Below are 23,342 nucleotides of genomic sequence, written 5' to 3'. Positions count from 1 at the left end.
TGGTCCTGTGCGACGCAAGAACTCTGCAATAAAGGCATCGACTGACACGCTTGGGGCCGACGGCCGGCGGCCGTTGCTGACCTATATCAAAGGCATCCTCGCTTCCCTCAATCCGACAGACCGGTTGATCGCGGACTGTGTGCTCGCCGACCCGGAACGGGTCATCACCTCATCGATCGCTCAGTTGAAGGACGACTGCGGCGCCAGTGTCGGCGCCATCGTGGCGTTCTGCCGGCGCGTCGGTGTCGCGGGTTTTGCCGAGTTCAAAATCGCCTTGGCCCGCGACCTGGCGCAGTCGGGCCTGCCCGCCGGACAGGCGCAGGAAAGCGGCACGCTGCTCGAGAAGGTGTTTCAGGTTCACGCGCAGAGCCTGACGGAAACCCTGCAGATCAACCCGCCCGCTCAGTTCGAAAAGATCGCGCAGGTGATCGACAAGAGCCGCCGCGTGGAGCTGTTCTCCATCGGCCTGTCATATCCAGTGGCGCACACGGCGTACTGCAAGTTCCTGCTGCTGGGGCTGCAGGCCACGGCGCATTTCGACTCGCACATTCAGCTCATCGCCGCGACCCAGCTGGAGAAAGGCGATGTGGCCATCGGCATTTCGTTGTCGGGCACGACTCGCGAAACCGTGGAATGCCTGAAAGTCGCCAAGGCCAAGGGCGCCACCACCATCGGGCTCACCAACGCGATGAAGTCGCCGATCACGACTCATAGCGATTACTGTCTGTACGCGACACCGAGCGAGATCAAATATTTCCAGGCGCCGCTCGCCTCGCGCGTGACGCAGCTGGCGTTGATCGATGCGTTATTCGTTTTCCTGGCTTTGAAGCACAAGAGCCGGACGGCGGCCAGGCTGCAGTCCTCCGGCGAGGAACTGATCAAGCGCCGGATCGAGTGACGCCAGTCATTTAGGCTGCTGCGGCGGTTGTTGAAAAGGCTTGGGCAGCTGCCAGCCACGCTTGATCGCCATCACGCGTAACACAAAACAGAACGCAGCTCCGCACAAGGCGGTCGGCAGCGGCGGGGCCCCAAACTGCTGGCCCAACACCACGACGGTCGCACCGCCGAGCGCTGCCACCGCATACAGATCCGCACGCAACACCAGAGGAATCTGCGCCAGCAGCAGATCGCGAACGACTCCGCCACCAATACCGGTCAGCATGCCGAACAACGCCGCCATCACCGGATTGAGCTCGTATGCCAGCGCCTTCTGAGTTCCTACCACCGCAAAGAGTGCAAGACCCGCCGCGTCAAACATTCGGACTGGATTCTCCATGCGCTCGATGGCGGCGTGCCACCGGAACGCAATGACTCCAGCCACCACCGACGTCGCAAGGAACCGCCAATCTGTAATGGCCGCCGGCGGCGTCGCGCCAATCAAAACATCCCTCGCGATGCCCCCGGCACATGCCGCCGCGAACGCCAGCACGAGTACGCCGAAGACATCCAACTGCCGCCGCGCGCCCGCCGTCGCACCTGCGAGCGCGAAGACGAAGGTGCCGACGAGATCGAGGATGAGGACGAGGGTTTTCATGCGGGCGCCTGCAGCTCACAACGTGCGCCGCTCGACCACCGCCAGGATCCCCTTGTGATCGCTGATGCCCTCCAGCACCTGCACCTGCGTCACCCGATATTCCGGCGTCGAGAAAATGTTGTCGACCGCCAGCTCGAGCGCGCCGGCGTAGTGGAACTGCGAGTCGAGAGTCGTGGTGACGTGGGGCGGCAGGTGATCTATCAGCCCCAACTCGCCCGTGAACTTCGAGAACATTTCCCCGCCGCGCGGCGCATTGAAGTCGCCGCACAACACATAGTCGGGATATGGCAGCAGCACCCGCTTGAGCCGTGCGAAATCCTCGCGTTGTTCGTCGGTCGTTGCGCCGTTCTTCGACCAGGTGAAATGAGTGGTGCCGATCTTGAAGTTCCGCCCCTCGTGCTGGAGCTCCGTCATGACCACCAGGCGCCGCGGATCATTGGATTCCTTGAAGATTCGGATGCGCGGGTCGTCGGCGTAGTAAGCGACGGTTTGGTTGTGAACCGGCACTCGAGTCAGCACCGCCACTCCCCAACTGCGCGGACTGGTATTGCCCTTCTCGCCCTCCGGCATGAGCGTGCTGAGCGCGTACTTCACTTGATAACCGCCGACCGCCGCCAGTTTCGCGCAGTCCTTCTCGAATACTTCCTGCAGGCAGACTACGTCCGGCAAATGTGTCGCAATCGTCTGCGCCACGCGGTCGAGATGACGATCGTGTTCGATGTTCAGGGTCAGTAGTTTGAGCGGCATGGGTACGAAGGTACGCGACTGCCGGCAGAAAAGAAAACGCCCCGCGTCGAGCGGGGCGTCCGCTCACTCGCGATTCAACAGTTCCTGCGCGGCGTGCACCAGGAAAATATAGCTCGCGCCCACGTTGATGACGTATTCGTTCTCGCCCCACAAGTACGGCCAGTCTTCCTTGTTCTCCGGAAAATCGGGCTTCAGGATCAACACGCCCGGCACGATGCCGCCGGCAATGAAAGAAAAGTCCGCGCGATTGTTGCCGTATGCGACCTTCTTCGAATGCGTGCCTACGCCCGAAACGAAGGAGATGTCGGAGCTCGGGTGCGTGCCGTACAAAAAATTCAAGCCGCGGAACACGGCTTCGCGATCGAACAGATCGGGAAACGCCGTGTGCAAAAAGAACGCTGCCGTGGAATACGCCACGACGGTGCCGTTGCCAGCCCAGCCCGCGCGCGTGACCGGCACACCATAGGGATTCTCTTTGAGCTCCGCCGTTGATTGATCGCGATACTTCGCGGCACGGGCGCGCAGCTTAGCGGCGAAGTCCTTGCCCATGAGCGGCATGACTCGCACCGCATCGGCAGCGTTCGCCATGAAGCGTTGATCGATCGCCGGCCACAACGCGTTCACGCGCGCGGCGTACTTTGCATCCTTCGTCGCGAGCAACAATTCGACCGCGGCGCGCAGCTCCTCATCTTCGGGATTGCCGCCAGTCGTATTTCCGAACGCAAACAGATTGGGCTTGCGTCCGCCCTCGAAATCCCATGCCTTCTGCGCCCATGAGAGGCACTCATCGGCCAATGCGTCGCGATACCCGCGCAGCGCGCGACTCGCAGCAGCCAACGCCGCAGCGGATCCGTAGTTGAGCGCGGTCGTCGCAGTCGTGAATGCGAGGCGATCGTCTTTCGCCGAGTTCGGGTCGGTGGGATCGTCGATTTTGTTGTCCGTCTTCGTTACGGCGTCACCCAGATGCGTGTACTGCCCCAGGTCCGGCTCGACGATGCCGGGAATCGCGTGACCGAACACACGGTACTGCGAGATCAGGAATAGCGTGCCATGTTCGATCTGCTGCAGCAGGTCCGGCACACCGTCGGGACGATGGATCTCGACGTGACGCCGCTCCTGATTGATCGAGGTTTCGTCGCGCATGGGCTTGTATCTCTCCCAGGTATCGACGAGCGATTGCACGACGCTGTAGTGCGTCTGCGTGCGCAGATCGAAATCGCCTGCGTCGTACCAACCGCCGACATTCAACCCGGGGATGTGCTCGCCGGCTTTGAACGGCGAATCGTTCGATGGGCTGCCGCCGTAGAGATCGAAATGCTCCTTGTTCTCCGCAGCCTGACGCGCGTCGTCCAGGTGCGAAGCGCCGTGCCACACGCGATACGCTTCGTTCACGAACATGTGATCCATCGCCACCGGAAAGTACACGTCGAGCGTCGGTTGCCACGCGCTCGCGAGCACGTCGTGAGCGATGCGGAACGCATGCGTTCGCTGACCGCCGGCTTCGATCATGTAGAGTCCGGGCTCCTGCACGGTCGAGAAGTCGAACGTGTAGTAGCGATAGCGCAGGTAGTCGCCCCACGGTCGCGGCGGGGCACTGAACGCCTCCGACATCGTGCCGTCCGCATTCACCTTGAGCAGCTTGGCCGTCGACGGCGCCGCTGCTCTCGGGTCGGCTTCGATCACCGCGATCTTCTGTTGGCTCGGGCCGTAGCCCACTTGCGAATGACCGATCACCGCCGGACGGGTCCAGCCCGGAATCGTGCTGGCCGACAGCGTCCACTCGAGCACCGTGCCGGTTTTGCCTGCAGGCAATAAGCTGCGCACCACGAACCAGCCGTTCTGCGCCTGGTTGCGACCGTCGTACAGCGCGAGCTCGGCCTTGTTCGACGTAATCGTCACGCGGCGTTCGGCGTCTTCTGGCGCGAGCGTGAGGTTGTGTCCCGTCGCCATCGGCAGGCGGGTCGTCTCCCCTTTCGCATCGCGCCCCGATGGGCCGAACGGATAGAGCGGCAGAGCGCCGCTGTTCCGATCCATCAGATAAGTGCGTGTGAAATACGCCGAAGGCAGGAATTCGAGGTTGAAGCCGGCTTTACCCTCGAGCTCGCGCGGCAGCGGACGGTCCAGGGCCACGCTGATTCGCACGCCCGCAGCGCTCGGCTCGGCATGAACGACGTACTCGAACTTGTGTTGCGGGTAGTGCAGGTGAACGTCGATCGCACCGCTGGCCTTGTCGACCGTGCGTTTCTTCACCGCAGGCGTAGGGTCCCATTGCTCCGGCGTCGGGCCCAAGCGGACATCGCCGTTCGTGGCGGTGCGCACTCCGTGATGAATGAGCTCGATTCCCGCGATCTTCGCATCGCTGAACAAGCCATCGTAGGTATTGTTGAACACCAGAACGTCGAGGCCGGGCGCCGCGAAATACTCTTTCTCCGTCAGGACCAACTTCTCAGGGCCTGCGGCTTGCGCCATCGCGCCGATGAACGCGGCGCAAAGTACGGCCACTGTCTTCGAATGAAAGCTCATGGTTTTGCCCCGGAGGCCGCAGTGTTAGCGATACCAATGCTGCCTTTTTCCGGAGGCGAGCTCAAGGTGGGCGACTCAGTGCCTGCTCAAAAGAAAACGCCCCGCACGAGGCGGGGCGCAGGTGGCGTGGGTTAGTCCCCAAGGCCGTCGAACAAATCAGCTCAAGCGGCAGTGCTCATCCGCACTTCGAATCGCCGCAGTTCAAACAAGTCATACAGCCGTCCATCAACACGACGGCCGTGGTGCTGCACTTGGCGCACAGTTGCGCGCCTTCCGGGAAGTGGCTCTTGGCGAAGGCGTCGACTTGCTTGCTGCGCGCTTCGTACTCGGCCTTCTTTTCCTCGATGAGCTTCTTGCGCTCCTCTTCCATCTCCGGCTTCTTCAGCAGGCCGATGGTCTGCAGGTGCTTTTCGACCACGTAGCCCAGCTCGGCGATGATGGATGGCATGAACTTGCCGCCCGACTGCCAGTAGCCGCCGCGCGGGTCGAACACGGCTTTCATCTCATCGACCAGGAAGGTCACGTCGCCGCCCTTGCGGAACACGGCGGAGAGAATGCGCGTCAACGCCACGATCCACTGGAAATGATCCAGGTTCTTGGAGTTGATGAAGATCTCGAACGGCCGGCGCTGCTCGTGGCGGGTGCCTTCGTTCAAGATGATGTCGTTGATGGTCACGTACATGGCGTGATCCGACACCGGCGTCTTGATCTTGTAGGTCGAGCCGATCAGCACATCGGGACGCTCGACTTTCTCGTGCATCCAGACGACGTTCGATTCTTCCTTGCGCTCCTTGGCCTGCGCAGCTTCGGAGGCGGCCTTTTCAGCCGCCGCGCGATCTTCGGGCTTCTCGACCCGGTACTTGACGATTTTCTTGTCGATCTTGGAGCTCATGGTTGAACCAGCGGTTAGCGGTTAGCGGTTCGCGGTTGGCGGTTGGTTCGGAAGGGCCCGCGGGTTTCTTCACCCAACCGCGAACCGCTAACCGATAACCGATAACCGCGTCTCCTCAAAATTTTCCGTAGTAGCCTTCTTTGAGCGCGTCGAAGAGATTGGCGGCGGTGTGCTTCTCGCCGTCGTACTCGATCTCTTCATCGCCACGCACCTTCACTTCGGTGCCGTCTTCCAGCGTGAACACATAAGTGGTGTTCTTCAGATCCTCTTCCTTGACCAGCACGCCCTGGAACGCTTCCGGGTTGAACCGGAACGTGGTGCAGCCCTTCAGGCCCTGCTCGTAGGCATACAGATAGATGTTCTTGAAGTCCTCGTACGGATAATCCGTCGGCACGTTCGCCGTCTTGGAGATCGAGGAGTCGATCCACAGCTGCGAGGCCGCCTGGATGTCGACGTGCTCCTTCGGCGTGATGTTGTCCGCCGTCGTGAAGTAGTCGGGCAGCTTCTCGGCCGCGTTGGTGGAGTTCGGCATTGCGCGCGGATTGATCAGCTCGCGGTAGGCCAGCAGCTCGAAGGAGAACACGTCGATCTTCTCCTTGGTCTTCTTGCCTTCACGGATGACGTTCCTGAAGTAGTGATGCGCGAACGACGGCTCGATGCCGTTGGACGCATTGTTCGCCAGCGACAACGAGATCGTGCCGGTCGGCGCGATCGAGCTGTGATGCGTGAAGCGCGCACCGACTTCGGCCAGCTCATCGACCAGCTCCGGCGCAGCTTCGGCAACGCGCTGCATGTAGCGGCTGTACTTGGCGTGCAAAGTGCGGCCGTGAATCTTCTGACCGACGCGCCAGCCGTCCTTCACCATCTCGGGGCGCTTGCGGAGCATTTCCGCCGTCACTTCGAACTCTTCGACCATGATCGGGGCCGGGCCCTTCTCACGCGCCAGCTCGAGACCCGCTTCCCAGCCCGCGAGCGCCATTTCGCGCGATACGTTCTGCGTGAAGGCCACGGACTTCTTCGAGCCGTACTTCATGCACTGCATGGTGATCGCCGAGCCCAGACCCAGGAAGCCCATGCCATGGCGGCGCTTGCGCATGATTTCGTCGCGCTGCTGGCCGAGCGGCAGGCCGTTGATCTCGACCACGTTGTCCAGCATGCGCGTGAACACCTTCACGGCTTTGCGGAACTCTTCCCAATCGAAGCGCGCATTTTCGGTGAATGGATCGAGCACGAAGCGCGTCAGGTTGATCGAGCCCAGCAGGCACGAGCCATACGGCGGCAGCGGCTGCTCGCCGCAAGGATTGGTCGCGCGAATGTTTTCGCACCACCAGTTGTTGTTCATTTCGTTGACTTTGTCGATCAGCACGAAGCCCGGCTCGGCGAAGTCGTAGGTGGACGACATGATCACGTCCCACATGCGCTTGGCCGGCAGCGTCTTATAGATCTTGCAGCAGACCAGGCCGGTGTCGTTCACGACATAGCCGTCCTTGGTCGGCCATTCGCGCCACACATACTGGGAGCGGTCCTGCAGATCTTCGCCGCCTTCGAGCTCGCGCTGGCTGACCGGGAAGGCCAGCTGCCAGTCCTGGTCCTTCTTCACCGCCTCGACGAATTCGTCGGTGATCAGCAGCGACAGGTTGAACTGACGCAACCGGCCGGCTTCGCGCTTGGCGCGGATGAAATCCATTGCGTCGGGATGACCGATATCGAATGTGCCCATCTGCGCGCCGCGCCGGCCGCCGGCCGACGAAACGGTGAAGCACATCTTGTCGTAGATATCCATGAACGACAGCGGGCCCGACGTGTACGCGCCGGCGCCGGAGACATACGCCCCCTTCGGGCGCATGGTCGAGAATTCGTAGCCGATGCCGCAGCCGGCCTTCAGCGTCAGGCCCGCTTCATGGACCTTCGCGAGAATGTCATCCATCGAGTCCAGAATGGTGCCCGACACGGTGCAGTTGATCGTGGAAGTGGCGGGCTTGTGTTCCAGCGCGCCAGCGTTCGAGGTGACGCGACCTGCCGGAATCGCGCCCTTGCGCAACGCCCAGAGGAACTTTTCGTACCATTGGTCGCGCACGTCTTCTTTCTCGACGTCAGCGAGCGCACGGGCGACCCGTTTATAGGTGTCGTCCATGGAGCGATCGACGGGCGTGCCGTCTTTGGCCGAGAGGCGGTATTTTTTGTCCCAGATATCCAGCGAGGCTTCCTGGAACGGAATGCTGTTGACATCCATGGGCTCAAGTTTGATTGCGGTCTTCATGCCGGCAAAGAACTCCGGATTGCGAGCGGGCGCCAATCGTCCCCAACTGACGTCCCAAAACTCCCTCCAGCACGAGCCCCTTCAAAGCCCGTGAGCTGGCGGTCCATCTGACCTGCGCAGTTATCCCGCCGGTCGTGTTTTTCTTTCCACAGCGAGACACTACATATTGTGTCAGGGGCACAAGCCTAGACCTGCCATCTGAAGCCGTCAAGAAACCCTCCTTCGAAAAATAGGCTCGGAAAGCCCCTATAGTTCAAGGGCTTGCTGGCTTTCGCGGGAGGATTTCGGCGCTGCCGAAAAGAGGTTGCCAGTATCTCTGCAAACGCAGCAAACCACAACATCTTGTGTCCACCCGCAATCAACTGTAAGCACACAAGTTATCCACAGAGTGCCCACCGGCGTGTGCACAGGCCTATACACAGGCCATTTCTGCTGCAACGCTTCGCCGCATTGCGGAGTTGTTCCAGTCACAGGCCTCGAAATGCCAAATCAGGCGGATTGCCCATAGAATCCGGGGCTGGGCAGGACCGGCCCGATTCGAACCCAAAAACCTTCAACCATGGTCTTGGCAAACGCGGCAGCGAGCCGCTTTCACGCTCCACACTAGGATTGCTTCATGAGACAGGTTTACGCGCTGTTGGCCGCAACGGCTCTGCTCTACAACGTGGGTGCCGCCGCGCAGCTGCCGGAGAAAGTCGGAGATACGCCGCTGCCCTCGCTGGCGCCGATCGTCAAAAAGGCTTCGCCGGCAGTGGTCAACATCGCCACTCGCGGCACTGTGCGGGAACAGCGGCCGCGCAATCCGCTGCTGGAAGATCCGTTTTTCCGCCGCTTTTTCGATGCTCCAGAGATGGGGCCGCGCGAGCGGCAATTCCAGAGCGCCGGCTCGGGCGTCATCGTCGACGCCAAGAACGGCTACATCATCACCAACGCGCACGTGATCGAGAACGCCGACGAGATCACCGTGACGTTGCTCGATGACCGGCAAGTAAAGGCCGAAATCGTCGGTCGCGACAAGGCGTCGGACGTCGCCGTGCTGAAAGTCCCGGCCAAGAATCTGGTCGAGATGCCGCTGGCCGATTCATCCAAAGCCGAAGTCGGCGACTTCGTGCTCGCGATCGGCAATCCCTTCGCGCTCAGCCACACCGTCACCTCCGGCATCATCAGCGCGCTCGGCCGCTCCGACAACAATCCGGAGTCGTATCAGGATTTCATTCAGACCGATGCTCCCATCAATCCCGGCAATTCCGGCGGCGCGCTGGTTGACCTGAAAGGTCAGCTGGTCGGCGTCAACACCGCGATCTTCTCCGGCAGCGGCGGCAACATCGGCATCGGCTTCGCCATTCCTTCCAACATGGTCAAGGCCGTGATGGGGCAGCTGGTCCAATACGGCGAAGTGAAGCGCGGCATGCTCGGCGTGCAGCTATCTAACAATTTCACTCCCGGCATCGCCGACAGCCTCGGCCTGGAAAATGCGCGAGGCGCGCTGGTCTCGCAGGTCATCGAAGGTTCGCCAGCCGACAGGGCGGGCATCAAGGCCGGCGACGTGATCACGTCGATCAACGGTCGCAACGTCGCCAATGCTGGCGAACTGCGCAACACCATCGGCTTGCTGCGCATTGGCGAGAAGGTCGAGCTGGGCTTGATTCGCGAAGGCAAGCCGCGTCGGGTGAGCGCTGTGATCGGCGAGCGCGATGGCGCCGATGGTGAAGGCGCCGCACAGATTCATCCGGCCCTCGAAGGCGCCGCGCTGACCAACGCTGCAAATAATGCTGGCGTGCTGGTGGAAAACGTTGCCGATGGCAGTCCCGCTCAGCAGGCAGGTCTGCGCGCGAACGATGTGATCCTCGCGATCGGCCGCGCGCGCATCACCACGGTCGAACAATTGCGTCAGGCGGTGAATGGGGCGACGGCGTTCGCGCTGACCATTCGGCGTGGCAATTCGACGCTGGTCTTCACGATCCAATAACAACGATTCAGCAGTCTCCGCGCCCTCTGCCGATCCGGGCAGAGGGCCGATCGTCCCACCCGCTCAGTAGTTGATCGAGCGCGCAGCGCACTCCGGTCGCCGTAGACTATGCGATGAGTAACTCGTCGGGATCGGCTGACATCAGCACGCCGCAAGCAAAAAATATGTTGACCAACCAAATCCGGCTCGGTCTTGCTGCTTACGACGCGATGGTGGACCGCATGAACTACGGTGGGGTCGTGGACTATTGCCGTCTAAACGAAGTGCAAGTACAAGCCTATTCGCCGCTCAAAGGGGGCGGCGACGTGACGAAAAGACCGATGCTGCTAAATCCACCACGAACGGCAGCTCCGAAAATCAGGGTGGCGCAACTGCTAGTCGACGTCGGCGCAAAACACGCGCGTACTCCGGCAGACTATGATTGCGTGGCCACTGCCACATCTCGCCGAAATCGTACCAATCATCGGTGCAACTAAGGCCGATCACATGGTAGACAACTGCTCGGCGGATCGAATTGTGCTCACCGCGAAGGAGTGGACTGTCCTGTTGAGGGCAGTCATGTCCATCGGAGATTTCAACCTGTGCGTCGCTCTCAGAAGTCGCAAATCAATGTGTCGCGTCGACATACGGGACAGTTACTCGTCATCGGCATCGAACCTTCAATCCATTCTATTTGGCAATTGGGACGCTGGGCCTCGAAGAAATTCGATGATCTGTCGCCGCACGCTTGAATCTGAGATTGGAGGGACTGACATAGTCGTGCCTCTTACAAAGCTTGCGGGATCGGCGAGAAACAGATCCAGCATCAGAAAATCCCATACGTGAGAGGTGCTGGTCATGCCTTCAGAGTAGCCGTATCCGGAGCTGGTCCCCGCTCGCCTGCCGTAAACTGCAGTTAGATCTGGACCGATATTACCGCCGCGAATGACTGTTCCCAGGCTGTGGCAGGCCGAACAGAGTTCCATAAACGCTTGTTTGCCTTGCTCAAGGTCAACGGGACCTTCCTGCGGCGAAGCGCTGGAGGCGCTCTCAATGGTTCGGACGGGCTCAAGCTTGTGTGCGACTCGGCTAAGTTGTTCGATAGAGGGCTGGCCAGGCCGCAGGCGCAAGAGCCGGCCGTTTGAGTTGTCCGTAAGAAGATAAATGTGATTATCAGGTCCGACCTTAACCTCGCGAATCCGTTCTTTCAGACCAAGTAACATCGTCTCTCTGGAGATGACATTTGTATCAACGATTCTCAGGCGTTCAAGAGCTCTCCCTGACAGATGGCCGACAAAGAAGTCTCCGTTCCAGGCCGGATAGGTTGTTCCTCGATAGCGAGTCAGGCCAGAAGGAGTCACCGACGGCGTCCACACGAGGATCGGACTTTCGATATTTGGTCCAACTTGCTGAGGAGCAGTAGGTCCTCCGTTGTACTCAAAACCCCAACTCGCGACGGCCCATCCGAAGTTACCTCCGGCTTTTAGTAAGTTGAGTTCATCCCCCCCCCGAGGTCCCGGCTCTACTTCCCAGAGCAAGCCGCTATCGGAGTCATAGTACAGCCCGGTTGGTGCACGATGGCCATAAGACCAGATCTCAGGAAGCGCATTCGAGTTGCGGAGAAATGGATTGTCAGTGGGAATCGAGCCATCGCGATTGAGTCGCAATAGTTTACCGATGTGCGAATCGAGTCGCTGCGCCATCCGTTTGTAGTAGTGACTCTCTGGCACAGCAAGGAGTAGTGTCTTGTCACTAAGGCAAATCATGCGAGCAGAACTGTGCCCGGGCCCTCCCATTTCCTCTCTAGCCCGGAAGATCCGGCTTACCTCGGTAAGTCCGTCGCGTCCGAAACGGGCGCGGTATACGGACGTATGGTGTTCATCCAGTGTGCCTTCCGATATCAGCAAATAGATCGCTTGGTTGGTTTCATAGTCCGGGTCGAGCAAGACGTCCTTGAGACCATTCAGACTGTTTTGGAAACTCGCCGGGACTCCGCTGAGGGGCCTGGGATCCAACCGGCCGTTGCTAAAGATCCGTAACCCTCCTTGCCGTTCCGTAATCAGCACGTCCCCATTAGGCAGCCACGCTAACGAGAATGGGTTTCTTAGACCGCTGGCGAGTTCCTCCACCCAGTATGGTTGGCCCACGGATGGTGCTGCAGCATTGCATGCAGTGAAGTGCTCCTCGGCATGTGCTATGGAGGGGCATCTTACGCAGGCGCATCCAAGGATGCAGAATAAAATCCCATAGTGCCTGAATGTGAGTCGTAGCCATGCTCTAGCTCTTGCTACGAAGCGCATCGGCTCGGCTTGGTACAGCAACTAGGAGCGCTCAGTGCGGATCACATTCTCCTAGACCGGCTGGTGCAAAGGCTCGATCCCCGCGCGTGCTGCATTAGAGATTCGCAATTCAACGCCGATCGAACCGAATCATTTGGCCAGCAAGTGTGTTTGCGATGCAGCAGTCTCCGGAGTCTTCACTCCCGATCCACTAGATCGGCGGCGCTCATACCAAACCGCGAGGGGGCGTCGATGCGCGCATTCTGCGGCTCGCAGTCGAGGAGGGTGAACTGCATGCTGAGCGCCTTTGCCGGAGGCACCGGTCTTCCGACGCTCATCAGGCCGGCCGACATTCAAACGTCCCATCACGGAGCGAACGCAAACGGCCATGCGCACCACCGGGTCAGGCGAGGACTTTGAAATCGAGCTCTGGCCACGCAAAGCTCGCGACCACATGCCCGGGTCCTGCACAACTCCGCAAGTTCACTGAGCGCATGTCGGTCCGGCCGCGCGGTCCCTTCGTTTTAGCGGGCGCGCATAGGCCACATCGCGCTTTCCAGCCGCCTGCACAGCACAGTCAGAAGTCGCGCCGCCAAAGTATTTGCCCCACAGTGCGTCATACTCATCTAAGACATCCGCACTCATCGAAAAGTATGGCATGTACTCGCGCACGGCGACGCGCCACTCTCCCCCTCGACGCTCAAGCTTATCCACATACCTGCCGGCCCAAATGTTCTGGCGATTGAACGCGCTTTCCTTGTCCTTCGGAATCGCCATTACCGTCAAATATGTCTCCACGTGTGCGACGTCGCCGTTGATTTCAATTACCTGATTTGTGAAGAGGTGACCCCATGCTTTCACTTGATTCTTAAATCCTTTCATCATGTGCCCTTGCCAATGCTGCTCCGGCGTGATCGATTCTGCGGTTCCATAGTTAATCTGAGCGTCCGGCCAGAAGGATTTTCTATAGGCTTCTTCATCTAGCCGATCAATGCCACGTCCATAGTTGATGTAAACCTCCCGAACCCTCTCGCGATCAGTGAGTGCTGCGAGCTGTGTTTGGAGTTCAGTGATTGTTCGGGCCATATCGGCGGGCGACATGGGCTTCTGCCTACTGGTTTCGTCGGCGAACGCAACCGTAGCAACCATGACTGCGAGCACTGCGGCCATATGTTTAAGAGACGTGCAGACCATTGACATGGCGAAACCCTCTGTTGTCTTAGTCAAACTATCGAGTCCGGGAGTAAATGCATGCGTGTCGTCTGCCTCGCAATGACCCTCAATCTGCTACGGATTCCGAGCGGGTAGCCCCGCGGTATTACGATAGACCGCACTGGGCTCCTGTCTGATCTCCAACATTTTGAATCTGGAGCAAACAGCCGGGCTCGAGGCACCCTTGCTACCAGCTGACATGATTGGTACTGCTGCCCTTCGGAGGTGCCGATATCGCGGGGCGATCCGGTGTCAGGCATGCAGAATTGCGCACGCGCCCAGGAGTTTGCGACCGGCCTGATCGCGCCCGGAGAGATTCGAACTCCCAACCTCATGGTTCGGAAGGCGGCGGCTAGTTCTGCGCGGCCAGCACCGCCGAGGCGGTGGGAGCGTGTGAGCTTTAACCATCCAACCGTCAGCAGCCGGGAACCCTCTCTAGCCTCAATGCGCTAAAGCGCTGAGCGTCCTAGCGCGTAAAGGCTTAGGGCCCCCAAGAGTGGCAAGGGTAGGGAGAGTTGAGAGAGTTCACGGCTGCGGGCAGCCACGGCTCGGGCGAACCTGAAGACTGATCGTTCAGCCCGTTTGGACTAAACCCCAATCAGCGCAACTCGACACGCTGTCGCATTGATTCGGTGGGCTGGAAAAACGTGTCCTGATCTCGACACAGAACGTAAAGACCGTGCTGAGTCGGATTACCGGTTAAGTGGTCGTTCGGACCGAGCATGTTCGTGACACAGCGCTAAGTCCCGACCGTGATCGCGCCCACCGACCACGCGCGCCAGGCGTCTCCTACCCGTGTACCGGCTCCGGGCTTGACCTTGCCACCGTGGCAAGGTTCATCATGCAGGCCGTTGGAGGAAGTCATGTCTGCCGTCAAAGCTCGAGCGGAATTGTCGGAAGCCAAGGATCAGGGTTACTACAGCATCGGCAAGGCTGCCGACCTGTCGGGGATCACCCCGAAGATGATTCGTCACTACGAATCGCTGCAGCTCATTCCCAAGGCGGCGCGCACCGCCGGTGACTATCGCGTCTACAGCGCGGCCGACATTCATACGCTGCGCTTCATCCGTCGCGCGCGGGGTCTTGGATTCTCGATGGACGAGATCGGGACGCTGCTCGGCTTGTGGCGCAATCAGCGCCGCGCAAGCGAGCAAGTGAAGCGGCTTGCGATCAAACACATCACGGACCTCGATCACAAGATCGCCGAACTGCAATCCATGCGCGCGGCGTTAGCGGAGCTGGCCGAGCATTGTCACGGCGATTCGAGACCCGATTGTCCCATTCTCAGCGATCTCGCCGGGCTGCCGCCGGCGGAGTGAAGTAATGTCAAAGCAGCAGCATCATCATTCAGACAGCAAGCACGAGGACACGACGGCGAAGTCGTGCTGCTCGACTAGCAGCAAACACGCGCAGAAGCCCGCCTCAACAAACAACGGCGAGATGACGCAAGCCGCGGCAGACTCGTGCTGCTCGACTGCGTCGAGCGCACCTGAAACCGTAGCGGCTAGCTGCCGCTGCTCTACTGCGTCGAGTGCTGCTGGGGCAGCAGCGTCTGACTCGTGCTCGCACACCGGCGCAGCGAAGCACGATTCGTCCGGCTCGCATCGCGCGCATTCTCACGCGCAGAAGCCTGCAACGACGGGTTCTTGTTGCTCGCATGAGCGACAAAACCATCAGCATCATGGGCACCATCGCGCGCGCCCTGCGAGCGACGCGCCCATGCCCGCGGGCACCATCTACACCTGCCCCATGCATCCCGAGATCCGACAAGTCGGCCCGGGTAACTGCCCTAAGTGCGGCATGGCACTCGAGCCAGAGCTGCCGAGCGAGCACGTCGACGACAGCGAGCTGCGGAGCGTACGACGCAAGTTCTGGATCTCCCTTGTTCTGAGTATTCCCGTCGTCATCGTGGCGATGGCGCCGCATATGCTCGATCTGGCGATCTCACATACGACAGCAGGCAATCTGCGCTGGCTCGAGCTCCTATTGAGCGCGCCCGTCGTACTCTGGGCCGCAGCCGATTACTACAAGCGCGGCTGGATGGGCGTCGTGCACCGCGCTCCGAACATGTACACGTTGATCGGCCTCGGCGTCTGTATCGCGTTCGGTTACAGCCTCATCGCCACGTTCCTGCCTAACGCTTTCCCTGCCGAACTCCGCGACGGACACGGCATGGTCGGCGTCTATTACGAAGTCGCTAGCTCGATCGTGACGCTCGTACTGCTCGGCGAATGGCTAGAGTTGCGGGCACGCGGCCGCACGAGCGCAGCGATCCGCCAACTCCTCGGCCTCGCACCGAAGACCGCACGCCGCATCGAAGCGGATGGCACGGAACACGACGTTGCACTCGGCCACGTTCACGCCGGGGACAAACTGCGCGTCCGGCCCGGCGAAAAGATTCCCGTCGATGGTGTGGTCGTCGAGGGCAACTCCAGCGTCGACGAATCGATGCTGACCGGCGAACCCATGCCAGTGGAAAAATCCGCCGGCGATGGCGTGACCGGCGCGACCATCAACCAAACCGGCAGCTTGATCGTCGAAGCCCAGCGCGTCGGCGCCGAAAGCCTGCTCTCTCAGATCGTCACCATGGTCGCGCAGGCCCAGCGCTCGCGCGCTCCGCTGCAGCGACTCGCAGATCAAGTCGCCGCTTGGTTCGTACCCGCCGTGATCGTCATCGCGATTGCCACGTTCATCGTCTGGTGGTTCGTCGGCCCCGAGCCGAAGCTCGCTTACGCGCTCGTGAATGCCGTCGCCGTCTTGATCATCGCCTGCCCCTGCGCGCTCGGACTCGCGACGCCCATCTCCATCATGGTCGCCAGCGGCCGCGGCGCGCAGCAGGGCGTGTTGTTCCGAGACGCGCAAGCGATCGAGAACTTCCGCAACGTCGACACGCTGGTATTGGACAAGACCGGCACGATCACCATCGGCCGCCCGACGCTCGATCGCGTGATCGCGTTGCACGGTTATTCGGAATCGCAGGTGCTCAGCTGGGCCGGCGGACTCGATCGCGCGAGCGAACATCCACTGGCGCGCGCCATTGTTGCTGGAGCAGAACAGCGCAGGGTCGAACTCGCAACCGTCACCGGCTTTCAGTCAGTCACCGGCCAAGGCGTTCGCGGCCATGCCGACGGCCACGAGCTTGCGCTGGGGAACAAAGCGCTCATGAGCAACGTTGGCGCGCCGATCAACACTCTTTCGGAGCAAATCGCAGAATTGCGAAGCGAAGGAAAAACGGTCGTGTTCCTCGGCGTCGACGGCCAACTCGCCGGCGCTATCGCTGTTGGCGACGCCATCAAGGAAACAACACCGAGCGCGTTACAGGCCCTGAAGCAAGACGGCCTCCGCCTCGTGATGCTGACCGGCGACAACGAAACAACGGCGCGCGCCGTCGCCAAGCATCTCGCGATCGACGAAGTGATCGCCGAAGTACAGCCCCAGGACAAAGCAAATGTAATCGCGAAGTTACAATCCCAAGGCCGACGCGTCGCCATGGCCGGCGACGGTATCAACGACGCCCCCGCCCTCGCCAAGGCCGATGTCGGCATCGCCATGGGCACAGGCACCGACATCGCAATGGAGAGCGCGCAAGTCACTTTGGTGAAAGGCGACCTGACGGGCATCGTCCGCGCCCGCCACTTGAGCCGCGCGACGGTAGGAAACATTCGCCAAAACCTGTTCTTCGCCTTCGGCTACAACGCCCTCGGCATTCCCATCGCCGCCGGCGTGCTTTACCCGCTCACCGGCTGGCTGATGAACCCCATGCTCGCGGCGCTCGCAATGAGCCTGTCGTCGGTCTCGGTCATCAGCAACGCGCTGCGACTCCGATAATGCCGGAGTGACCACGGACGTGCGGGAACCAACGCCTCGCTCTACTTCGATTCCATTCTCTGCTTCAGCGCGCGTCCCAACACTTCGTAACCCGCAGGACCGATGTGCAAACGATCGGCGGCCAGCAGATTCAGCTGTGGCTGCCCGTCCGGAGTCGCAAACAGGGGAAACAAATCCAGCAACTCCACGTTGTCGTATTTCTCCGCCAGCTCCCGAATGCTGGCATTGAGGCTGGTCAGCTCCGACGCCTTGATCGGCGCCTTATCGCTATTCCTTGGCGGCAAAGTGCACAGGATGACCGGCAGGTCAGCCTGCTGCGTCCGGATGGCCTGTAACATCCGATCGATGTTTCGAGCAGTCTGATCGGTCTTCTGTGACGCGCTCAGATCGTTGGTCCCGATCAGCACGACGATCCCGCTCGGATTCAGCTCGAGCACGTCTTGCTTAAAACGAAACAACAGCCCGCGGCTCACGTCGCCGCCGATGGCTCGATTCGCGATCGGCGTCGGTGCGAGATCGCGCTCGGAGGCCTTCCAGTTGCCCAGCAACGAATCGCCAGCGAGCACCCACGCCCCTTGCTTTCGCTCGCGCTGTTTCCAGAAGGTTGCGCGGTTGTCATTCATCCAGCCGAAGACACGGATCACACCTTCGCCTGGCCAGTCCTTCGCCGCCGTCGGATATGGCGTCGGTCCGTCCTTCGAATTATTCTCGGTCGCGCTGGTAACACTCACCGCACAAGCGCAAATCAGCGCGGCAATTGCCCGCACCCATAACTGCATCTCTCGTCCCCTCGCTCATGAACGGCGCGAAGATACGCGAGTTGCGCCGCTTTAAATATAGGTGCAGATTTCGGACGTCACGAATCGGCGACAGTGCAAACGGCCGCAGCTCGCGTCTCTCTTGTTTCTTTCGCCAGCTCGCGCGCCTTCTCGTAGAACCGCGGCAGATCGCCGTCAACCGAATGCAACACTCGACGCAACCCGGGCACGCAGCCGTAGTACGTCGCGGCAGATACCAGATGAGCGTTATTCAGCGTGCGACTGAACCAGGCGTCGTAACCCGGATAGCCATTCCACTGTTCTGCCTTCAGCTGCGAGTACTGCAGTTTCAGCACGCCAAATTCATATTGTTTGCGATCTCGTTTCTCGTCATCAGACAGGTCCGACCGATACAACGCATCGAGACGCTCGCGAGTCTGTAACAAGAGTGCGACGAACTGAGCATTGCGCTCGCGTTGCTCATTCCACGCATCCAGCTCCTTCAAGCGACCGCGCGCTGCGAGCCAGCGCTGCAAGCCCGCCTCCTCCACCACCGTCGCGAACGCTTCGTTGAACTCCGAATCTCCGGGCACATAGACCACCTGGTGCGCGAGCTCGTGAAACAAGGTTGCCGCGAGTTGCACATCGCTCCAGCCGAGCATGGTGTTGAGCACCGGATCCTTGAAATGACCCAACGTCGAGTAGGCGGCGACGCCGCCTACCGCCGTGTCGCTGCCACGCAAGCGCAGGCGGCGCGCATAAGTCTTCGCGCTGTTTTCTTTGAAGTAGCCGCGATACACGACGCAGCCGGCAATTGGAAAGCACCAGCGCTTCGGCTGTATGGAGAACTCATCGGTCGCGAACACGTTCCAGACGACATAGGGACGGCCGACATCGGCATAGCTGCGATAGCTGTCGTTGTCCGGCAGACCCAACTCCTGTGAAGCGAAGGCCCGCGCTGCCGACACGTATTCGAGCCGCTCGCGCAATTTCTGCGGCGTGCTCGTGTCGGTCAGCAGCTTGGCGATGGGCTGGCGCTTGGAGGTGAGCTCCATTTGACCGGTAGCCGCCTGCATCAAGTAGCAGCCGCTGGCCGACAGCGATGCCGCCAGGACCAGCGCGATCTTGCACAGGCGGCCAATGAAAGTCGGGGTGTGGTCCGTTCCGGGCATCGTTTTGGGCAAGCAGCTCACGAGCGGAGGAAGAAGGGGCCATTTTGTCCCACCGCGTCAAGTGAGACAAAATGTCCGTATGAAGATTTACCTGGTCGGTGGCGCGGTCCGTGATGAGCTCCTCGGCCTGGCCGTGCGCGAGCGCGACTGGGTCGTGGTGGGCGCGCGCCCGGAGGAATTGCTCGATCAGGGCTTCAAGCCGGTGGGCAAGGACTTCCCCGTGTTCCTGCACCCGCAGACCAAGGAGGAATACGCGCTGGCCCGCACCGAGCGCAAAACGGGGCCAGGCTATCGCGGCTTCGACACCAGGTTTTCGCCCGACGTGACGCTGGAGCAGGATCTCGAACGCCGGGACCTCACGATCAATGCCATCGCCCGAGATGAGGCGACGGGCGCACTCGTCGATCCGTTCGACGGGCAGCGCGATCTGCAAGAGCGCTGGCTTCGGCACGTGTCGCCTGCATTCGTCGAAGATCCGGTTCGAGTGCTGCGCCTCGCGCGATTCGCCGCCCGGTTCGCACCGCTGGGTTTTCGAGTTGCGCCTGAAACGATGGAACTGCTGAGAGCAATCGCTGCACGCGGTGAGCTCGATGCGCTCGTGTCTGAACGCGTGTGGCAAGAAACTCAACGCGCGCTGGAAATGCCCGCGCCGCGCCAGTTCTTCGAAGTGCTGCGCGATGGGAACGCGTTGCCGGTGATCTTTCCGGAAATCCACGCGCTCTTTGGCGTTCCGCAGCCCGAGCAATGGCATCCGGAGATCGACACCGGCGTGCACACCATGATGGTGCTCGATCAGGCGACGAAGCTCAGCGAAGACGCCGTCGTTCGCTTCGCCGCGCTCGTTCACGATCTGGGCAAAGGGACGACGCCGACTCACGAGCTGCCTCGTCACATCGCGCACGAAGAAAGAGGTGTCGGCATCGTCGAGGCGCTGTGCGATCGCCTCCGCATTCCGAATGCCTATCGCGAATTGGGCGTGCTGGTGTCTCGCTATCACCTGCACATGCACAAGATCACGGAGCTGCGCCCGCAAACCGTGCTGGAGCTGCTGGAACGTCTCGATGCGTTCCGACGCCCGGCGCGCTTCGAACAATTCTTGCTGGCGTGCGAAGCGGACGCTCGCGGTCGCAAAGGGCTCGAGCAGCGCGAGTATCCGCAGCCCGAATATCTACGCCGCGCACGTGAGGTGGCGGCAGGTGCGATGCTGAGCGCGGAAGAGCGCGAAGGACTGCAAGGGTTCGAAATCGCGAAGCGCCTGCACGACAAGCGCATTCACGCGCTGAAAGAGCTGAAGCGTCAGCACGAGGCCGAGCGCGAATCGACTAAAGAGACGCCGCCAGATCCCGAACACTGAAGCCGCGCAACGGCTGCTCGACACCTTTGGCGAGTCCGATGACTTTGAATCGCTCGCCCATCTCGCCGGGCAGCGTCAATAACATCGCCTGTCGCGCCATCTGCAAGCGCGACGCCAGCTCGTCATCGTTCGTCGGCGCGAGGAACTGCTCGATCCCGGCGCCAATGAGGAAGTGCGCCTGCGTCGTGTAACCAGCGACACTCATGCCCGCCGCCACAGCGGACTCAGCAACCGCGGTGAAATCCACCCATGCGCCGATATCCTGCACACCGACATTGATGAGCGGATCGTCATGGAAACGATGCCGGAAGTGACACAGCATCGTGCCGGCGCTGCGACTGGCTGCGTAGTACTGCCGACGAGGCAATCCGTAGTCGATGAAAAAAGCTGCGCCTTGCTTCATCGACGCGGCGATACCGGCGATCCACTGAGACAAGCGGAGATTGATCTCTGAGGTGTAACCATCGGCGAACGGCTCGCCCAAGTTGAATTCAATTTCGCGCACCGTCGCCTCGAGCGCCGCATTCGCGTGCACCTCGGACCAGTCGAGCCGGCCGAGCTCCCAGGTCACGCCCAACTGATTCACCTTCAAGCCACGAATCCGAAAGCGCTGAATCGGCAGCGCATCGAGCACTTCATTCGCGAGCAGCACGCCGCGAAAGTCATCCGGCAGGCGATCGAGCCACTCGATGCGACCCATCAGGTGCGGCAAGCGACGTTGTAACAACGCGCGCTGCCGCTCGCGCAGGTCGGCGCTGACCTCGAGGATGAGATAGCGCTCGGGTGTTTTTTGCTGTCGGTCGAGCTCGCTCAGCACGTCGGCGGCCATCACGCCGGAGCCGGCGCCCAGTTCGAGCACATGACCGCCGCTGACCGTCTCCAGCACCTGCACGCATTGATTGGCGAGGCAGCGACTGAACAAGGGAGAAATTTCCGGCGCGGTGACGAAGTCGCCTTCGCTGCCCAGCTTGGTCGCGCCCGCACTGTAGTAGCCCAGGCCCGGCTCGTAGAGCGCCATCTCCATGAAGCGCTCGAAGCTGATCCACCCGCCGGCCGCGTCGATTGCGTCGCGAATGCGCTGGACCAGCCGCTCGCTATGCGCCGATTCGTCCGGCGACAGTGCCGGCAATGGCATCGGTACGTTCAAGCGACGCGCTCCGAGTCAGCCGGACTTGCAGCAATCATCCGTTCGTTCACCATACCTGCATGGACACTTCCAACGCACTCGCCAAACGCTCGGTGCTGATCACTGGCGCGGCCCGCCGCATCGGCGCGGCACTGGCCCGTGGCTTTCACGCCGAGGGCGCCAACGTCTGCATCCATTTTCACCGTTCGGCCGGCGAAGCGGAACAGTTGCGGGACGAACTCAATGCCGCTCGCGCCGGCTCGGCCATCTGCGCTGCCGCCAATCTGCTGGATACCGAGGCCCTGCCGGCGCTGATTGAGCGAGTAACCTGTGCGTTTGGCCGCCTCGATGTGCTGATCAACAACGCCTCGACGTTTTATCCCACTCCCCTCGGCACTGTCACGATCAAGCAATGGGACGACCTGATGGGAACGAACCTGCGCGCGCCGCTGTTCCTGGCGCAGGCAGCCGCGCCGGCGCTGAAAGAAGCGCGAGGTCTCATCATCAACATGATCGACATCCATGCTCAGCGCCCGCTCCCGCAGCACCCTGTTTATTCCAGCGCCAAGGCCGGATTGATGATGTTGACCCGGTCTCTGGCGCGCGAACTGGGACCCGAGGTGCGGGTCAACGGCATCGCGCCCGGCCCGATTCTGTGGCCCGACGGCGGCATCGACGCAACGGTGAAGCAGGAAATCATCGACAAGACTTTGCTCAAGCGCAGCGGCTCGCCGCCCGACATCGTGCGCGCGGCGCTGTTCTTCGCGAAGGACGGCCCGTTCGTCACCGGCCAGATTCTGGCGATCGATGGCGGCCGGAGTGTGGGCTGGTAGGCTCGCCGCCCAGCAGTACCTCGACCATCTCATGCTCGCCGCCCTGAAAACTTTCCCAAAGCTCGCGCATGGTTCTATCGAGCGTCGGGTGCCGAACATCGGGCGCGATGTCGGCCATCGGCTTGAGCATGTAAGATCGCTTCACCAGGTCGGGCCGTGGAATGACCAGGCCGGGCTGGTTACTCACCAGGTCGCCGAATAAAAGAATATCGAGATCCATGGTCCGCGGCGCCCACTTCGGCGCGTCAGGCGGACGATCGCAGGCGGCTTCGATCTTCTGCAACTGCTTGCGAACGTCGGCCACCGGATCTTCGGTATTGAAGCCGACCACCAGATTGATGAAATCGGCGCCGTCGAAGCCCACTGCCTTGTTCTTATAAGCCGGCGATAGAGTCATCGGCCCATAGGCCGACGCCAAGGCGCGCAACGCAACCGACAAATGCTTGTCCGGTTCGACGTTACTGCCAGCCGCGACGTAAACAGCGGTCATGGCTGAGTCTGCTGCGTCACGCCCGCATAATCCTCGGCACGCCGCTCGATCTCGATACCGACGTCGCGCGCACCTCGAATGGCGCCGCGCTTATTGAGCCGCACCTTCACCCACGACACCCCGAACTCCGTAACGATCACTTTCGCGATTTGCTCGGTCAGCGTCTCGACCAGCTGATACTGCGATTCGCCTACGAACGCGAGCAAACGTTTGGCGACGCGCTTGTAATCGATGGTGTCATCGATGTGGTCGGTCGCCGCAGCTTTACGAATGTCCGCTGCCATCTCGACATCGATGATGACGGTCTGTTTGACGCGCCGTTCCCAATCCCAAATGCCGACGATGCACTCGACACTGAGCTGGGAGAGAAAAATCTTGTCCATGAA

General features: G+C 60.9%; 18 protein-coding genes. 6 read left to right on the top strand and 12 right to left on the bottom strand.

Annotated elements, in window-relative coordinates:
- Positions 1-7: 7 nt before the first annotated feature.
- The gene (locus EK373_RS07770) at positions 8-898 is read left to right on the top strand and encodes a MurR/RpiR family transcriptional regulator (RefSeq protein ID WP_129642127.1); all 891 of its coding nucleotides are present in this window, start codon (positions 8-10) and stop codon (positions 896-898) included.
- Positions 899-904: 6 nt separating this feature from the next.
- Here the strand turns inward: EK373_RS07770 and EK373_RS07765 are convergent, their stop codons facing one another.
- The 5 genes from EK373_RS07765 to EK373_RS07745 form a co-directional block, all read right to left on the bottom strand.
- Entirely contained in the window at positions 905-1,534 is a 630-nt protein-coding gene (locus tag EK373_RS07765; protein ID WP_129642126.1) for a trimeric intracellular cation channel family protein, read from the bottom strand.
- A 15-nt stretch (positions 1,535-1,549) separates the two neighbouring features.
- Positions 1,550-2,281, bottom strand: coding sequence for an endonuclease/exonuclease/phosphatase family protein (locus EK373_RS07760; protein WP_129642125.1), 732 nt, complete (start codon positions 2,279-2,281; stop codon positions 1,550-1,552).
- Between the two features lie 63 nt (positions 2,282-2,344).
- Positions 2,345-4,804 (bottom strand): glycoside hydrolase family 9 protein, encoded by a 2,460-nt coding sequence (locus tag EK373_RS07755; RefSeq protein WP_129642124.1) that lies wholly within the window; start codon positions 4,802-4,804, stop codon positions 2,345-2,347.
- A 175-nt stretch (positions 4,805-4,979) separates the two neighbouring features.
- The gene (locus EK373_RS07750; RefSeq protein ID WP_129642123.1) at positions 4,980-5,696 is read right to left on the bottom strand and encodes a TSCPD domain-containing protein; all 717 of its coding nucleotides are present in this window, start codon (positions 5,694-5,696) and stop codon (positions 4,980-4,982) included.
- Between the two features lie 115 nt (positions 5,697-5,811).
- Positions 5,812-7,956, bottom strand: a complete 2,145-nt coding sequence (locus tag EK373_RS07745; protein WP_232831039.1) for an adenosylcobalamin-dependent ribonucleoside-diphosphate reductase — start codon at positions 7,954-7,956, stop codon at positions 5,812-5,814.
- Between the two features lie 616 nt (positions 7,957-8,572).
- On the opposite strand from EK373_RS07745, the gene EK373_RS07740 reads away from it, so the two are divergent.
- A complete protein-coding gene (locus EK373_RS07740; RefSeq protein ID WP_129642122.1) occupies positions 8,573-9,925 on the top strand; it encodes a Do family serine endopeptidase in 1,353 nt (450 codons plus the stop codon).
- 659 nt (positions 9,926-10,584) lie between these two features.
- Here EK373_RS07740 and EK373_RS07730 read toward each other — a convergent pair.
- Both EK373_RS07730 and EK373_RS07725 read right to left on the bottom strand, forming a co-directional pair.
- The gene (locus tag EK373_RS07730; protein ID WP_232831096.1) at positions 10,585-12,204 is read right to left on the bottom strand and encodes a PQQ-dependent sugar dehydrogenase; all 1,620 of its coding nucleotides are present in this window, start codon (positions 12,202-12,204) and stop codon (positions 10,585-10,587) included.
- 462 nt (positions 12,205-12,666) lie between these two features.
- Positions 12,667-13,383, bottom strand: coding sequence for a nuclear transport factor 2 family protein (locus tag EK373_RS07725; RefSeq protein ID WP_129642119.1), 717 nt, complete (start codon positions 13,381-13,383; stop codon positions 12,667-12,669).
- An 875-nt stretch (positions 13,384-14,258) separates the two neighbouring features.
- Here EK373_RS07725 and cueR point away from each other — a divergent pair.
- Both cueR and EK373_RS07715 read left to right on the top strand, forming a co-directional pair.
- Positions 14,259-14,714: a Cu(I)-responsive transcriptional regulator gene (cueR, locus tag EK373_RS07720; RefSeq protein WP_129642118.1), complete on the top strand. Its 456-nt coding sequence runs from the start codon at positions 14,259-14,261 to the stop codon at positions 14,712-14,714.
- Between the two features lie 4 nt (positions 14,715-14,718).
- The gene (locus EK373_RS07715) at positions 14,719-17,223 is read left to right on the top strand and encodes a copper-transporting P-type ATPase (protein WP_407676177.1); all 2,505 of its coding nucleotides are present in this window, start codon (positions 14,719-14,721) and stop codon (positions 17,221-17,223) included.
- 41 nt (positions 17,224-17,264) lie between these two features.
- Here EK373_RS07715 and EK373_RS07710 read toward each other — a convergent pair whose 3' ends face one another.
- Together EK373_RS07710 and EK373_RS07705 are read right to left on the bottom strand one after the other, a co-directional pair.
- On the bottom strand, positions 17,265-18,002 hold the full coding sequence (locus EK373_RS07710; protein WP_129642117.1) for an SGNH/GDSL hydrolase family protein: 738 nt from the start codon (positions 18,000-18,002) through the stop codon (positions 17,265-17,267).
- A gap of 77 nt (positions 18,003-18,079) precedes the next feature.
- A complete protein-coding gene (locus EK373_RS07705; RefSeq protein ID WP_198683138.1) occupies positions 18,080-19,165 on the bottom strand; it encodes an aminopeptidase in 1,086 nt (361 codons plus the stop codon).
- A gap of 67 nt (positions 19,166-19,232) precedes the next feature.
- Between EK373_RS07705 and EK373_RS07700 the strand changes: the two genes are divergently transcribed.
- Positions 19,233-20,507 carry a multifunctional CCA addition/repair protein gene (locus tag EK373_RS07700; RefSeq protein WP_129642116.1) on the top strand — a complete coding sequence of 425 codons (1,275 nt, stop codon included), beginning with the start codon at positions 19,233-19,235 and terminating at the stop codon, positions 20,505-20,507.
- Here the strand turns inward: EK373_RS07700 and EK373_RS07695 are convergent.
- Positions 20,476-21,654, bottom strand: coding sequence for a class I SAM-dependent methyltransferase (locus EK373_RS07695; protein ID WP_198683137.1), 1,179 nt, complete (start codon positions 21,652-21,654; stop codon positions 20,476-20,478). The genes EK373_RS07700 and EK373_RS07695 overlap by 32 nt on opposite strands.
- Positions 21,655-21,713: 59 nt before the next feature.
- Here EK373_RS07695 and EK373_RS07690 point away from each other — a divergent pair, with 59 nt between their 5' ends.
- Positions 21,714-22,466: a pteridine reductase gene (locus EK373_RS07690; RefSeq protein ID WP_129642115.1), complete on the top strand. Its 753-nt coding sequence runs from the start codon at positions 21,714-21,716 to the stop codon at positions 22,464-22,466.
- Here the strand turns inward: EK373_RS07690 and folK are convergent.
- The gene (folK, locus tag EK373_RS07685; RefSeq protein WP_129642114.1) at positions 22,417-22,956 is read right to left on the bottom strand and encodes a 2-amino-4-hydroxy-6-hydroxymethyldihydropteridine diphosphokinase; all 540 of its coding nucleotides are present in this window, start codon (positions 22,954-22,956) and stop codon (positions 22,417-22,419) included. The genes EK373_RS07690 and folK overlap by 50 nt on opposite strands.
- Complete coding sequence (folB, locus tag EK373_RS07680; RefSeq protein WP_129642113.1) at positions 22,953-23,339, bottom strand: dihydroneopterin aldolase; 387 nt, start codon at positions 23,337-23,339, stop codon at positions 22,953-22,955. The genes folK and folB overlap by 4 nt, the downstream gene beginning before the upstream one ends.
- Between the last annotated feature and the right edge of the window lie 3 nt (positions 23,340-23,342).

The sequence above is a fragment of the Peristeroidobacter agariperforans genome (assembly GCF_004138335.1).
GTDB classification, from domain to species: domain Bacteria; phylum Pseudomonadota; class Gammaproteobacteria; order Steroidobacterales; family Steroidobacteraceae; genus Steroidobacter; species Steroidobacter agariperforans.
The sequence above is the reverse complement of the archived record's forward strand: the minus strand, read 5'-3'. Positions and strand labels throughout refer to the sequence as shown.